9 protein-coding genes are annotated in these 15,033 nt (G+C 72.0%); all 9 read left to right on the top strand.

Annotation, left to right across the window (positions count from 1 at the left end):
- Positions 1-41 precede the first annotated feature (41 nt).
- The 9 genes from HNR15_RS10850 (at position 42) to HNR15_RS10810 (ending at position 15,024) form a co-directional block, all read left to right on the top strand.
- Positions 42-2,744: an MGH1-like glycoside hydrolase domain-containing protein gene (locus HNR15_RS10850; RefSeq protein WP_179481662.1), complete on the top strand. Its 2,703-nt coding sequence runs from the start codon at positions 42-44 to the stop codon at positions 2,742-2,744.
- A 63-nt stretch (positions 2,745-2,807) separates the two neighbouring features.
- Positions 2,808-5,363 (top strand): ATP-dependent DNA helicase, encoded by a 2,556-nt coding sequence (locus HNR15_RS10845; RefSeq protein WP_218883664.1) that lies wholly within the window; start codon positions 2,808-2,810, stop codon positions 5,361-5,363.
- Between the two features lie 17 nt (positions 5,364-5,380).
- Complete coding sequence (locus HNR15_RS10840; protein ID WP_179481660.1) at positions 5,381-6,049, top strand: phosphatase PAP2 family protein; 669 nt, start codon at positions 5,381-5,383, stop codon at positions 6,047-6,049.
- Positions 6,050-6,087: 38 nt separating this feature from the next.
- The gene (holA, locus tag HNR15_RS10835; RefSeq protein WP_179481658.1) at positions 6,088-7,050 is read left to right on the top strand and encodes a DNA polymerase III subunit delta; all 963 of its coding nucleotides are present in this window, start codon (positions 6,088-6,090) and stop codon (positions 7,048-7,050) included.
- Between the two features lie 191 nt (positions 7,051-7,241).
- The gene (gene rpsT, locus HNR15_RS10830; RefSeq protein WP_179481656.1) at positions 7,242-7,502 is read left to right on the top strand and encodes a 30S ribosomal protein S20; all 261 of its coding nucleotides are present in this window, start codon (positions 7,242-7,244) and stop codon (positions 7,500-7,502) included.
- Positions 7,503-7,767: 265 nt separating this feature from the next.
- Positions 7,768-10,653, top strand: a complete 2,886-nt coding sequence (gene leuS / locus HNR15_RS10825) for a leucine--tRNA ligase (RefSeq protein WP_179481654.1) — start codon at positions 7,768-7,770, stop codon at positions 10,651-10,653.
- A gap of 9 nt (positions 10,654-10,662) precedes the next feature.
- Complete coding sequence (locus HNR15_RS10820) at positions 10,663-11,550, top strand: DegV family protein (protein WP_179481652.1); 888 nt, start codon at positions 10,663-10,665, stop codon at positions 11,548-11,550.
- 97 nt (positions 11,551-11,647) lie between these two features.
- Positions 11,648-12,622: a ComEA family DNA-binding protein gene (locus HNR15_RS10815; RefSeq protein ID WP_179481650.1), complete on the top strand. Its 975-nt coding sequence runs from the start codon at positions 11,648-11,650 to the stop codon at positions 12,620-12,622.
- Positions 12,619-15,024 (top strand): ComEC/Rec2 family competence protein, encoded by a 2,406-nt coding sequence (locus tag HNR15_RS10810; RefSeq protein ID WP_179481647.1) that lies wholly within the window; start codon positions 12,619-12,621, stop codon positions 15,022-15,024. The genes HNR15_RS10815 and HNR15_RS10810 overlap by 4 nt, the downstream gene beginning before the upstream one ends.
- The last annotated feature ends 9 nt before the right edge of the window (positions 15,025-15,033 follow it).

Below are 15,033 nucleotides of genomic sequence, written 5' to 3'. Positions count from 1 at the left end.
TCGGGCCCCCGCACCCGCGGGGGTCTGGCACAGTCGGACGGGTGAGCGCCGAACACGACCGCCTGGCCGCCTCGCACGACGACCTGGCGCCGTGGCGGCTCTGGGGTCCGTACGTCAGCGGCCGGCAGTGGGGCACCGTCCGCGAGGACTACTCCGCCGACGGGAACGCCTGGGACTACCTGCCGTTCGACGACGCCCACCGCCGCGCGTACCGATGGGGCGAGGACGGGCTGGCGGGTCTGTGTGACCGGTTCGGCTTCTTCAACCTGGGCCTCGCCCTGTGGAACGGCCAGGACGACCGCCTCAAGGAACGGCTCTTCGGCCTCACCAACGGCCAGGGCAACCACGGCGAGGACGTCAAGGAGATCTGGTGGCCCACCGACGCCACCCCCACCCACGCGTACGCCAGTTGGCTCTACCGCTATCCGCAGCGGGCCTTCCCGTACGCCGAACTGCTCCGTGAGGCGGCCGTGCGCGGTCGCGCCGACACCGAGTTCGAGCTGACCGACACCGGCATCCTGGCCGACGACCACTTCTTCGACGTCGAGGTCGTGCACGCGAAGGCCACCCCGACCGACATCGTCGTCCGGGTCACCGCCACCAATCGCGGCCCGGATCCCGCACCTCTCGATGTGGTCCTGCAGGGCTGGTTCCGCAACACCTGGGCGTGGGGTCGCGACGACCGCCGACCGACGATGCAGCGGGCTCAGCAGGCCCAGGGTTCGGGCGCGGCCGTGGAGTTCCACCACGCGTGGCTCGGCGACTACCGGATCGTGCCGGACGGCAGCCCGCGAATTCTGTTCTGCGACAACGAGACGGACGACCTCGCGCTCTACGGCACACCCAGCGCCACCGACTGCCCCACGAGCGGCCTCGACCAGGCCGTCGTCCACGGCAACCTCGCCTGCACGCGCCCCGACCAGGGCACCAAGGTGGGCTTCTGGTGGCACCACGACACCGTGGCGCCGGGTGCCTCCGTCACGGTCGGCCTGCGGCTGACCGCGGCCGCCACCGCGGAGCAACCCGCGCAGGAGGGGAGCGGTGCGGGGGCCGACCTGCGCGCCACGGCAGGGGTCGCGCACGCCCCGGTGGCAGCACCGGACGACACCCCGAGCGACCGCGTCGTCGAGGTCCGCGCGCAGGAGGCCGATGCCTTCTACGCCGAGGTGCTCGCGGACGTCCACGAGGATGAGGACCGGCACATCGCGCGGCGCGCGTTCGCGGGTCTGCTGTGGGGACGGCAGCTCTACCGCTACAGCATCGGCGAGTGGCTGGAGGGCGATCCCGCCCAGCCGGTGCCTCCGGCCGCTCGCCGTACCGGGCGCAACAGCAGGTGGACCCACCTCGACATCGCCGACGTCATCTCGATGCCGGACGAGTGGGAGTACCCGTGGTTCGCCTCGTGGGATCTGGCGTTCCACACGCTGCCGCTGGCCGATATCGACCCGTGGTTCGCCAAGCAGCAGATCGAGCTCATGGTGCGCGAGTGGGTGCAGCACCCGAACGGCCAACTCCCCGCGTACGAATGGGATTTCGGCGACGTCAACCCCCCGGTGCTCGCATGGGCGACCCGGATGGTGCACCGCATCGACGGTGGCACGGACACCGGTTTCCTGGTGCGCGTCTTCAGCAAGCTGTTGCTCAACTTCTCGTGGTGGGTCAACCGCAAGGACGCCGACGGCTCCTACCTCTTCGAGGGCGGCTTCCTCGGGATGGACAACATCGGGCTCTTCGACCGCTCGGCCCCGCTGCCCGGCGGGGTGCGACTGGAGCAGTCCGACGCCACGAGCTGGATGGCGTTCTATGCGCTGTCCATGCTGCAGATCGCCGTCGAGCTCGCGCGCGACGCGCCGGGCTGGGACGACGTGGCGCGCACCTTCTTCGAGTACTTCCTGCGGCTCGCGGGGGCAATGGACGACTTCGGCTCCGCGGGCGTCTCGCTCTGGTCGGAGCAGGACGGCTTCTACTACGACACCCTCGTGCATCCGGACGGCACGACTGAGCAGCTGCCCGTGCGGTCGCTCGTGGGTCTGTTGCCGCTCATCGCCGTGCACTCGGTGCATCCCGTGGTCCTGGATGAGATCGGTGAGCTCATCGACGAGGTCGAGTGGACCCAGCGTCGCGACACCGCGCTCGCGGATGCGCTGGTGCACCACCAGTCGCACGACGACGACCGGGTGACGATCGCCCTGGTGCCGGCGGAGCGTCGTACGGCGTTGTACCGCAGGCTCTTCGACGAATCGGAATTCCTCTCACCCCACGGCGTCCGGTCCTTGTCCGCGGCGTACCGCGACGGGTTCGCGGTCGACGTGGACGGCGCGCGTACGTCGATCCGCTACGTGCCCGCGGAGTCCGACAGCGGACTGTTCGGCGGCAACTCCAACTGGCGCGGCCCGGTCTGGATGCCGGTCAACGTGCTGCTGCTCGATGCGCTGCGCAGCTACGCGGCGGCCGAACCGGACCTGCAGGTGGAGCACCCCACGAGCTCCGGGGCGGGTACGACGCTCGGTGCCGTCGCCGACGACCTGCGCGAACGGCTCGTCGGCCTCTTCCGGGCAGGACCCGGTGGTCGTCGTCCGGGCACCCCGCGGTGGTATCCGGACGGTCCGCTCTGGGACCGGGAGGTCACCTTCAGCGAGTACTTCGACGGCGACACCGGCGCTGGTCTGGGCGCGACCCATCAGACCGGGTGGACCGCCCTGGTCGCCCACCTCATCTGCCATCCGGGCGGGTTGCGCGACTGACACCGGCCTCCGCGCGTCCACAGGGGCGCGGCGGGGCCCTCCCGCACGTCATACCCTGGCCTGATGCCCGACGACTTGGACGCACTGCTCGCGGCGGCGGTCCAGGGGGTGGGAGGGACCCCCCGGGAGGGGCAGACCCGGATGGCGCACGCCGTGCAGGACGCGTTGAGCGACAAGTCACACCTGCTCGCGCAGGCCGGCACGGGCACCGGCAAGTCGCTGGCCTACCTGGTGCCGGCGATCGCGCACGCGGTGGAGAGCGGTAGACCCGCGATCATCGCCACCGCGACCCTGGCGCTGCAGGCACAGATCGTCGACCGCGACCTGCCCCGGATCGCGGACGCGCTGGCACCGGTGATCGGCCGGCGCCCGACGTACGGCCTGGTCAAGGGGCGCCGCAACTACGTGTGCGTGAACAAGCTGCAGGGCGGATACCCCGACGACGAGGACGAGGGGCTGCTCTCGGTCGGCGATGTGGATCAGCAGGCCGGGAGGCTCGGCCGCGAGGTGCTGCGGCTGCGGGAGTGGGCCGAGGAGACCGACTCCGGCGACCGCGACGACCTGGTGCCCGGCGTCAGCGAACGCGCCTGGCGGCAGGTCTCGGTGTCCGCGCTGGAGTGCCTGGGCTCCAAGTGCCCGATGGTCGCCGAGTGCTTCGTGGAGCAGGCGCGGGCGCACGCCAAGGACTGCGACGTCGTCGTCACCAACCACAGCTTCATGGCGATCGACGCGTTCGAGGGGCGCCGGATGCTGCCCGAACACGACCTGCTGGTCATCGACGAGGGCCACGAACTGGTCGACCGGGTCACCTCGACCGTCACCGACGAGCTGTCCGGGGGTATGGCGTCGGCGGCCGCCCGGCGGTGCGGGCGCCTCGCCGACACGGCCGCGCTCACCGACGCCGGCGAGTTCGTCCAAGGGATCCTGGACCGACTGGCGCCTGGCCGGCTCACGGGTATCCCCGACGATCTGGCGCTGGGCCTCGGGCGGGTGCGCGACACCGCGCGCGAGGTGTCGAGCCAGCTCAAGCCCGAGCAGGGTGCGGCACCCGACGGTGGGCGCCAGATGGCCCAGGCCGCGGTCGACGAGCTGTTCGACACGGCCGCGCGGGTGCTGGAGGAGCGCGAGCTGGACGTCGCGTGGATCTCCGAGGACCTGCGGCGCGGGCACCTGCTGCGGGTGGCGCCGATGAGCGTCGCGATGGCGCTGCGGGAGGCGGTCTTCGGCGAGCGAACCGTCGTCCTCACCTCCGCGACCCTGGAGCTGGGCGGCAGCTTCGACGCGGTCGCCGGCACCCTCGGGCTGCGTGGTGCGGGAGGACCCTCCTGGACCGGCCTCGACGTGGGCTCACCGTTCGACTACCCGACGCAGGCGATCGCGTACGTCGCCTCGCAGCTGCCCCCGCCCGGCCGGGACGGTCCCGCCGACGCGGTCTTCGACGAGATCGAGACGCTGGTCCGAGCCGCGGGCGGTCGCACCCTGGGTCTGTTCTCCTCGACCCGGGCCGCGAAGGCGGCCGCGGAGGCGATGCGCACCCGGCTCGGCGACGAGATCCCGGTCCTGTGCCAGGGCGATGACCAGATCGCAACCCTGGTGCGGCAGTTCGCGGCCGACGGGCCGACCTGCCTCTTCGGCACCATGAGCCTGTGGCAGGGCGTCGACGTCCCGGGCAGTGCCTGCCAGCTGGTGATCATCGACCGCATCCCCTTCCCGCGGCCGGACGACCCGCTGTCGTCCGCACGCACGGAGGCCATCGCCCGGCGCGGCGGCAACGGCTTCATGGCCGTCTCCGCCACGCACGCCGCACTGCGCCTGGCTCAGGGTGCCGGTCGGCTCATCCGGCGGGCCGACGACCGCGGCGTCGTCGCCTTCCTGGACCCGCGGATGGTCACGGCCCGGTACGCCGGCTTCCTGCAGTCCACGCTGCCGCCGTTCTGGCCGACCAGCGACCGGGCACTGGTGCTCAACGCCCTCCGACGGCTCGACGAGACCGCGGGGCCGGTGATCGCCGTGGCCGCGCGGGGCGGCGCTGAGAAAGCGTCTCCGGTCGCGGTGGTGCGCGACGACGACACCTCGGCGCACCCGGGACCGTCCGTCGCCGGACCGGTCGAACATCCCGCCCCGGACGACCTGGCCGCCCCGAACGAGCCGGTCGCCCCGGACCCGCAGCCCACGCCCGCCGGGCACGAGCCCGAGCCCGCCCTGTCGGCGCGGCCGAGCGGGCAGCAGCAACAGCTTCTCGACCAGTTGCGTGCGCAGGTCGCCCAGGTGGAGGAGCAGCCTCTCGCGCAGCCGTCGATCATGCCGCTCGGTGCCAAGCGGCCGAAGGCGCCGGACACCCCGCCGAGCGCACCTCCGGCCGTGCCGGACGGAGCGCAGGAGCCCGCCGACGTCACGGAGGCGCCGGGCCCCGGTGAGGTCCCGGGCCCTCCGGAGCCGCGCGCGCTGCGCGTCGTCACCGACGGTGGTGAGCGGGTCTGGAGCGCCGAGGACGACGAGGAGCTGCGGGACGGCGCCGAGATGGGGTTGAACGTCACCGAGCTCGCCGAGCACCTGGACCTGCCGACCGAGGAGCTGCGCGCGCGGGCCGGTGTGCTCGGCGTACGTCTGGACGAGTGAGAGCACGGCGCCCACAGGTGGGCGGTCTGACCCTGGCCGGCGCGCTGATGGTGCTGGTCGCCCTGTCGCTGGCCACGGTCTGCACGCGCCTCGGGGCGCGGCGCACCGGTGAGCTGCGAGTCAGCGTCTGGGCCACGCACCACGACCCGGGCTGGGGCCGGCAGGCCGGCCGGTGGATCGACAGTGGGTTCGGCACCGTCGGCGCGGTTGTGATGATCGTGCTGGTGCTGCTTGTCCTTCTGGTCGGCGGTCGCCGCCGGGACGTCGTGGTGGAGGCGGCCCTCTTCTTCGCGACCTGGGGTGCCTGCTCCCTGGTCAAGCACGTCGCGGAGCGCGCCCGGCCACCCGCGCCACCGGTGCGCCGGACCGTGGCCCTGCAGGATCCGTACTCGATGCCGAGCGGGCACACGGCGATCGCGACCGGAATCGTCGCGGCGATCTGCTTCACCGTCTGGCTCGGTCAGGGCTCGCACCGGGTGGCGCTGGGGATCGGCATCCCGGTGGTGCTCGTGGTCGCCGCGAGCCGGGTGTTCGTCGGCGCGCACTACCTCGGTGATGTGACGGTCGCGATGCTGCTCGGCGCGGGCGTCTGCCTGCTCGTCCTCGCGCTCGGCCGCGGTCTCGGGCGCATCACGCCGGACCTGCAGGGCAGCGAACCGCTGCACAGGCCGGCACGGCGCACCTGAGCATCGCGGGTGTCGGGCCCGCGTGGCAGGGTGTGCCCATGCCCGAGCCGCCTGCCCTCGTGCTCATCGCCGGTCCGGAGCGGGTCCTGTCCGATCGGGCGCTGGACAGCACGCTCGAGGTCTTCCGGGCACACGACCCGCAGATCGAGGTGGTGCGCCTCTACGCGGCCGACTACGCGCCCGGGTCCCTGATCGTGCACGCCAGCCCGAGTCTCTTCGGTGGGGCGACCGCGATCGTCCTGCACGACGCCGACGAGGCCTCCGACGACCTGCAGGCCGACCTGCTCACGGTCATCGAGCAGGCCGCCGGCGACGACCTGCGTCTGGTGGTCCTGCACAAGGGCGGCAACCGCGGCAAGCGGGTGCTCGACGCGTTGAAGGCGGCCGGCGCCCGCCGCATCGACGCCCCGGCGATCAAGACGGATCGGGAGAAGAGCGACTTCCTCACCCACGAGTTCCGCCGCGCCCGGCGCAAGGCGACCCCCGAGGCGGTCCGGGCCCTGCTCGACGCGGTGGGTCGCGACGTGGGGGAGCTGGCGTCCGCCGCGCTGCAGCTCATCGACGACACCGAGGGCCTCATCGACGTCGAGCAGGTGCAGGAGTACCACGGGGGCAAGGTCGACGCGACCGGCTTCCGGGTCGCCGACGCGGCCGTCGCGGGCCAGACGTCCGACGCCCTGCGGCTGCTGCGGCACGCCATCGCCTCCGGGCTCGACCCGGTGCCGATCGTCGCGGTCCTGGCGAGCCAACTGCGTCAGGTGGCCCGGGTGGCGACGGCGGGCGGGGGGTCGTCGGGTGCGCTCGCGGGCAAGCTCGGGATGGCGCCGTGGCAGATCGACCGAGCGCGTGCGGCGGCACGCGGGTGGGACGGTGACCGGCTCGGACGCGCGATCCAGGCGGTCGCAGCGGCCGACTTCGAGGTCAAGGGCGGTGGTCGCGACCCGGTCTACGCCGTCGAGCACGCGATCCTCACGATCACCCGGGAGCGCGGCGCGGGCTGAGGCCGACCGCCCGCCGACGATTTGGGTGGTTCCGTGCGGCGCTGGTAGATTTGGCGATCGCGTGCGCGCCCCGGTCGTGCGCGCATGCAGCAGCATCTCGTAGGACGATTCGCCCGGAGTGTTCCCACGCCCCAACCCGTCGTCGTACGTGCCCTCGACATCCCTGACATTTCGACCAAGGAAGTTCATTCGTGGCAAACATCAAGTCGCAGATCAAGCGGGTCAAGACGAACGCGATCCGTACGGAGCGCAACAAGGCGCACAAGTCCGAGGTGCGCACCTGGATCCGCAAGGTCCGCGAGGCCGCCGAGTCCGGTGACAAGGCCGGCGCCGAAGAGGCCCTGCGCACCGCGTCCAAGAAGCTGGACAAGGCTGTCACCAAGGGTGTCATCCACAAGAACCAGGCGGCCAACAAGAAGTCGAACCTGGCGAAGAAGGTCAACGCTCTCTGAGCGTCCCACTCTCCTGTGCAGCGCCGGTCAGCCCCGTTCGGGCGGCCGGCGCTTCGCGTTATCGGGCGGCAGGGCGTAGGACCGTTGCGGTAGTCTGCCTCGCATGTACGACAAGCACCTCCTTCGGCAGCCGCGGCCGATCTGAACCGGATCCGGACGCGGCGACCCCTTGCATGCGCAGGGGGTTTCTTCATGCACACGAGCGTCCCGCGCGGTGAACCCGGCGCCGCAGGCGAGGACCGACCGAAGGATGAGCAGGAGAAGCATGAGCGACACCGAACCGCAGCACCGCTACACCCCTGAGCTGGCCGGCGAAATCGAACGCCGCTGGCAGGAGCACTGGGAGGAGCACGGCACCTTCCACGCCGAGAACCCCAGCGGTCCGTGGGCGCATCAGGGCACCGACGGTGCTAACGGCGCGGACCACATCGGCGACCGGCCGAAGTTCATGGTGCAGGACATGTTCCCCTACCCCTCCGGCGCGGGCCTGCACGTCGGCCACCCGTTGGGGTTCATCGCGACCGACGTGATCGCGCGCTACCAGCGGATGCAGGGCCGCAACGTGCTCTACACGCTGGGTTACGACTCCTTCGGCCTGCCCGCCGAGCAGTACGCCGTGCAGACCGGGCAGCACCCTCGCAAGACGACCGAGGAGAACATCGAGACCTACATCGGTCAGCTGCGCCGCCTGGGTCTGTCGCACGACGACCGGCGCGCGGTGCAGACCATCGACCCGGCGTACTACAAGTGGACCCAGTGGATCTTCACCAGGATCTACAACAGCTGGTATGACGAGCGCGCGGGCAAGGCGCGACCCATCGCCGACCTGGTCGCGGGGTACGAATCGGGCACCGTGGCAACGCCGTCCGGCGCTTCGTGGGACGACCTGACCGCGGCCGAGCGGGCCGCCGCGGTCGACGCGCGCCGCCTGGCCTACAAGTCGACGGCGCCGGTCAACTGGGCCCCCGGCCTGGGCACCGTCGTCGCCAACGAGGAGGTCACCAACGAGGGCCTGACCGAGCGCGGCGACTTCCCGGTCTTCCGGCGCAACCTGCCCCAGTGGATGATGCGCATCACGGCGTACGCCGACCGCCTGATCGACGACCTGGAGCGGGTGGACTGGCCGGAGTCGGTGAAGGCCATCCAGCGCAACTGGATCGGTCGCTCGCAGGGCGCCGCCGTCACCTTCCCGCTGGCCGGATCCGCTGGTGGGATCGAGGTCTTCACCACCCGCCCGGACACGATCTTCGGCGCCACCTACATGGTGCTGGCGCCCGAGCACCCCCTGGTCGACACGATCACCCCTGACACCTGGCCGGAGGCGATCGATCCCCGGTGGACGGGTGACGCCAGCGACCCGCGGGCGGCGGTGGCGGCGTACCGAGCCGCGGCCAGCCGCAAGTCCGACTTGGAGCGGCAGGTCGACGACAAGGCCAAGACGGGGGTGTTCACCGGCGCGTACGCCACCAATCCCGTGACGGGGCAGCATGTCCCGGTCTTCATCGCCGACTACGTCCTGATGGGCTACGGCACCGGCGCGATCATGGCCGTCCCCGCGGAGGACCCGCGCGACTGGGACTTCGCCAAGAAGTTCGGGCTGCCTCACCCGCGCACCGTGCAACCCGCCGAGGGCCATGACGAGGACACCGCCTACACCGGCAGCGGCCCGATGATCAACTCCGCGAACGACCGGATCTCGTTGAACGGCAAGGACGTCGACGACGCCAAGGCGACGATCATCGCCTTCCTGGAGGAGCACGGCAGCGGTCACGGCACCATCACCTACAAGCTGCGCGACTGGCTCTTCAGCCGGCAGCGTTACTGGGGCGAGCCGTTCCCGATCGTCTACGACGAGGACGGGGCTGCGCACGCGATCCCCGAGCACCTGCTGCCGGTGGAGCTGCCCGAGGTGGCGGACTATTCGCCCAAGACCTACGACCCGCAGGACGCCGACTCGATGCCGGAGTCACCGCTGGGCCGGGCGACCGAGTGGGTGAACGTCGAGCTCGACCTGGGCGACGGCCCCAAGACCTACACCCGCGAGACCGACACCATGCCCAACTGGGCCGGATCCTGTTGGTATGAGATCCGGTACACCGATCCCGCCAACACCGAGCGCTTCGCTGACCGAGAGTGCGAGGAGTACTGGATGGGGCCCGGCCGCGGTGACGGCGAGGGCGTCGCGAACGACCCGGGCGGTGTGGACCTGTACGTCGGCGGCGTGGAGCACGCGGTGCTGCACCTGCTGTACGCCCGCTTCTGGCACAAGGTGCTCTTCGACCTGGGCGAGATCAGCTCGAGCGAGCCGTTCCGCAAGCTGTTCAATCAGGGCTACATCCAGGCGTTCGCCTTCCGCGACGCCCGTGGGCAGGTGGTGCCGGCGAACGAGGTGGTCGAGGACGGCGAGGGCGCCGCGACGACGTACACCTGGAACGGCGCACCCGTCACCCGGGAGTACGGGAAGATGGGCAAGTCGCTGAAGAACGTCGTCACACCCGACGAGATGTGCGCGCAGTACGGCGCCGACACCTTCCGCGTCTATGAGATGTCGATGGGTCCGTTGGACATGTCGCGGCCGTGGGAGACCCGGGCGGTCGTCGGCTCGCAACGCTTCCTGCAACGCCTGTGGCGCAACGCGATCGACGAGGAGACAGGTGCGGTTCGGGTCGTCGGCGACGCGCCCGACGCCGATCTGGACCGGTTGCTGCACCGGACCATCGACGGCGTACGGCGCGACTTCGAGCACCTGCACTTCCACACGGCCGTCGCGAAGCTGATCGAGCTGAACAACGTGCTGACCCGCACCGGCGTGTCGCCGCGCGCGGTCGTGGAACCCCTGGTGCAGATGACCGCTCCGCTGGCGCCGCACCTCGCCGAGGAGCTGTGGCGCGCGCTCGGTCACGACGAGACGATCAGTTTCGTGCCGTTCCCGCAGGCCGACCCGGCCAAGCTCGTCCAGGAGACGGTGACCTGCGTGGTGCAGGTGATGGGCAAGGTGCGCGACCGCATCGAGGTGTCGCCGAGTATCGACGCCGACGAGTTGGAACAGCTGGCGCGTGACAACGCCAAGGTCCGAGAAAGCCTGGGCGACAAGCAGATCCGCAAGATCGTCGTCCGCGCGCCCAAGCTGGTCAACATCGTGGCCGGCTGAGGTGGACGCGTGAACGTCGCCGTCGTGACGGACTCCACGGCGTACCTGCCGGGGGATCTGGCGGCCCGTCACCACGTGCGCGTGGTGCCGTTGCACGTGGTCATCGGCGGCACGTCGTACGAAGAGGGCCGGGACATCTCCTCGGCCGACGTGGCGGAGGCGCTGCGGGCGTTCCGTCCGGTGTCGACGTCGCGTCCCTCGCCGGGGGCGTTCCTGGAGGTGTACGAGGAACTCGCGCACGCCGGGGCCCGGCACATCGTCTCGGTGCACATCTCGGGTGCGATGTCGGCCACGGGCTCCTCGGCCGAGATCGCCGCCGAGGAGTCACCGGTGCCCGTCACCGTCGTCGACAGCCGCTCCATCGGGATGGCGATGGGGTACGCCGTCCTCGCGGCCGCGGAGGTCGCGGCGGGCGGCGCCGCGCCGGAGGTCGTCGCCCAGGTGGCGCGCGACCACGCGGCCGCGGCGTCGGTGGGCTTCTACGTCGACACCCTGGAATACCTGCGCCGCGGCGGTCGGATCGGCAAGGCCGCCGCGCTCTTCGGCTCCGCACTTGCCATCAAGCCGCTGCTGACGATGACCGATGGTCAGATCGAGCCGCTGGAGCGGGTGCGCACCACCGGCAAGGCCCTCGCGCGGATGCGGGAGCGGGCCGTGGAGGCGGCCGCCGCGATGGACGGACCCGACGGCGTCGACATCGCCGTGCACCACCTGGACTCCCGCGAGCGCGCCGAGCAGCTCGTGGAATCCCTGGCCGACGCCGTGCCGCAAGCACGGCGGGTGCTGCTCGTGGAGCTCGGCGCCGTGGTCGGCGCCCATGTCGGCCCCGGCACCCTGGCGACCGCTGTCAGTCCCCGCCTGGGAGCGCGTTCGGCGATCCTCGGCGCATCCGCCTGACCGCTTTCCCTCCACATCCCCGCCGCGCGGGCGCGGTTGTCCACAACCGCGGATCCGCTGGCGGACGGGCATGCGGCCAGATCCCTAGCGTGCCCGTATGCCACGTGTTCGTGCCGAACAGGCCGCCCCCGATCGCCTGGCCGCAGTCCTGGACGAGCTCGATGCCGTACGACGCCCGCTCGGCTGGGTGCCGACGCAGGAGTCACTGCTCGACAGTCGGCGTCCGGCGATCCAGCCCGCAGCGGCGGGAGAGACCAGGGGTTCCGCCCGGCTGGCGCGACGAGGCGGTGGAGGACGTCACGCCGGGACGAGCGGAGACCTCCGCCCGCACGCTCCGCTGTTACGGACGCCTGCCGCCCTCCGGGACGCGCAGGTGGCGCCGAGCAGGCTGGCGGTGCTCGGGGTACTGGTCGTGGTGCTCGTCGCGGGGCTGGTCCTCGGTGGACGTGTGCTGCTCGCTCGCGCGTCGGCGACGTCGACGCCCGTCGCCGCGGGGAGCGCCCCGCGGTCGGCCGCCACGACCACCGCCGGGGTGAGCCGGTTCGGCAGCAGCTCCACCGCCCCGAGCGCAGTGCCCACGAGCTCGGCCGCGACCACCGTCGTCGTGCAGGTGGTCGGCCAGGTGCGCCACCCCGGCGTGGTCACGCTGCGTGCCGGCGCACGGGTGCAGGACGCGGTTGCCGCCGCTGGCGGCGCATTGCCGTCCGCGGACCTGACCGCCGTGAACCTCGCCCGGGTGGTCACCGACGGAGAGCAGATCCAGGTGCCGAAGCCTGGCCAGACGATGACGCCGGCGCCGGGCGCCGTGGGCGGTGGCAGCGGCGAGGGCTCGGCGCCCGTGACGGCGGCGGGCGGCGGCTCCTCCGACGCCTCGGCCGGGGGAGTGATCGACCTCAACACCGCGGACGTCACGAGCCTGGACGCACTGCCGGGGGTGGGACCGGTGCTCGCCCAGCGGATCGTCGACTGGCGCACCCAGAACGGCCGGTTCACCAGCGTCGACGAGCTGGGGGAGGTGAGTGGCATCGGCGACAAGGTGCTCGCGCGGCTACGACCGCACGTGACGGTATGAGCGCGGATCGCCTTTCCGGCGACCTGGAGAAGGGAGACGGCGAGCCGGTGGGCCGCCCGCCGCTGGACCTGCGGATGCTGGTGCCGGCACTCATGGCCTGGGCGTGCACCGTGGTGGCCCTCCCGCAACCCGTGACCGTGGTCCTCGGCATCGCGATCGGATGCCTCGTCCTCGGCGTGCTCTGCCTCCTCGTCGGCCGCGGGCGCCGCTCCTCGGGGTGGCGGGCGGGCATCGCCCTGGGCTGGCTCTGCACCGCGCTGCTGCTCGGCGCATTGGTAGCCCACCAGAGCGCCCGCACCGCGGGCCCTGTCGAGACACTGGCAGCTCAGCGGGCGATCGTGCGGGTGACCGCCGTGGTCGAATCCGACCCACGTCTCGTCGTGACGAATCCGGCGCGACCGACGGTCATCTACCGCGCCTCGGTGCGTGCGGTCGTCGGGCGGGGCGCCCGCAGCACCCCCGATACCCCCGTGCTGGTCTTCGCCAGGCCCACGTGGCGGGCACCGGCCTGGCACGACCGCATCGAGTTCACGGGGCGGCTGCAACCGGCGGATGCCGGTGACGACGTCACGGCCCTTCTCGACGCTCGATCGCCCCCGCGCGTGGTCGGCAGGCCCGGTCCGCTGACCCGGTGGGTGGAGTCGTTGCGGTCCGACACCCGCGCCGCGACGGCATCGCTGCCCGCCGATCCGCGCGGCCTGGTCCCGGCCCTGGTCACGGGCGATACCGCGCGGATGCCCACGCGGTTGAACGACGACATGCGGGCCACCGGGCTCACCCACCTGTCCGCGGTGTCGGGATCCAACGTCACGTTCGTCCTCGTCGGTGCGGGCTGGCTGGCGGGCTGGTGCCGGGTCCCGCGCCGGTGGCGTACGCCGCTCGCGTTGCTCGTCCTCGGCTGGTTCGTCCTGCTGTGCCGACCCGAGCCGAGCGTGCTACGGGCCGCGGTGATGGGCGTGGTCGGTCTGCTCGGGGTGTCGATGTCACGCCGCCGGGTCGGTTCGTCCGCGCTGGCGGCGGCGATCGTCGTACTCCTGGCCTGGGATCCGTGGCTGGCCCGCTCGTACGGGTTCGCCCTCTCTGCCCTGGCCACCCTGGGTCTTCTGCTCTTCGCCCGGCCGTGGAGTGACGCGATGGCGGCGCGGTTGCCCCTCAGGTTGCGACCGGTCGCCGACGCGATCGCGATCCCGCTGGCAGCGCAAGCGGCGTGCGCCCCCGTGATCGTGCTGCTGCAGTCGTCGGTGAGTCTGGTCGGGGTGCCCGCCAATCTGCTCGCTGCGGTCTTCGTCGAGCCGGCCACCCTCGCCGGCGTCGTGACCGTGCTGGCGAGCCCGCTCGGTCCGGCGGTCGCCGCAGTTCCGGCGTGGTGCGCGGCCGTCCCGGCCTGGGGCATCGCCTGGGTGGCCCACGTCGGCGCCCGGGTGCCGGGCGGGGTCCTGCCGTGGCCGAGCGGGCTGGGCGGTGCGCTCCTGCTCGGCGCGCTCACCGTGCTCGCGATCTGGGGCGGCGTCGGGTTGTGGGGGCGTGCCCGTACCCATCCGGCGCTGGCCGCCGGCTGCGCGCTGGCGTTGACGGCCGCGGCGTGGCCGCTGCCGCATCTCGGCTGGCCGCCGCAGGGGTGGGTGTGGATCTCCTGCGATGTCGGGCAGGGCGACGGCGGGGTGCTCGCCACGACTCCGGGGCACGGCGTCGTCGTCGACACCGGGCCCGACCCGCAGCACATCGACGCCTGCCTGCATCGCGCCGGCGTCACCCGTATCGACGCGATCGTGCTCACTCACTTCCACCTCGACCACGTCGGCGGTCTGACCGGTGCCCTGCGGGGGCGATCCGTCGGGGAGATCTTCGTGACGCCGGTGGTCGCGACGAGCGCGCCCGGTACCCGGGAGGCGGCCAGCAACGCCCCGCTGGTGCACCGGCTTGCCGCCGCGAGCCACATTCCGGTGCGCACCCTGGTCACGGGAGACACCGTGAACTGGCCCGGGGTGCACGCCGTCGTGCTGTGGCCGAGCCGCGAGATCGACGCCGGCTCGATCCAGAACAACGCGAGCATCACCCTCGACGTGCGCACCCACGGCCTGCGGATCCTTCTGACCGGTGACATCGAGCGTGAGGCGGGCGCTGCCGTGTACGGCGAGCTGAGTCATCAGCCGACGGGGCCGCCCTTTGACGTGCTCAAGGTGGCCCACCACGGCTCGGCCAACCAGTCCGCCGACCTGGTGCGCTTCGTGCACGCACCGATCTCGATCATCAGCGTCGGTGCTCACAACGACTACGGACTGCCGACGCCCTCGACGTTGTCGTTGTTGAAGAGCCTGCCCGGAGCGACCTACCGCACCGACCGCGGAGGGGACGTGGTCGTGGCTGTGCGCGACGGGCGGGTCACCGTCGACAGGCCCTGACGGGCAGGT

Source organism: Allobranchiibius huperziae (assembly GCF_013410455.1).
Lineage (GTDB): Bacteria > Actinomycetota > Actinomycetes > Actinomycetales > Dermatophilaceae > Allobranchiibius > Allobranchiibius huperziae.
This window is presented reverse-complemented; position numbering and strand designations above follow the sequence as displayed.

Bases quoted from the DNA above. Each gene is read 5' to 3' on its own strand.
- HNR15_RS10810 (WP_179481647.1), top strand. From the start codon at position 12,619: ATGAGCGCGGATCGCCTTTCCGGCGACCTGGAGAAGGGAGACGGCGAG.
- HNR15_RS10845 (WP_218883664.1), top strand. From the start codon at position 2,808: ATGCCCGACGACTTGGACGCACTGCTCGCGGCGGCGGTCCAGGGGGTG.
- HNR15_RS10815 (WP_179481650.1), top strand. From the start codon at position 11,648: ATGCCACGTGTTCGTGCCGAACAGGCCGCCCCCGATCGCCTGGCCGCA.
- holA (WP_179481658.1), top strand. From the start codon at position 6,088: ATGCCCGAGCCGCCTGCCCTCGTGCTCATCGCCGGTCCGGAGCGGGTC.
- leuS (WP_179481654.1), top strand. From the start codon at position 7,768: ATGAGCGACACCGAACCGCAGCACCGCTACACCCCTGAGCTGGCCGGC.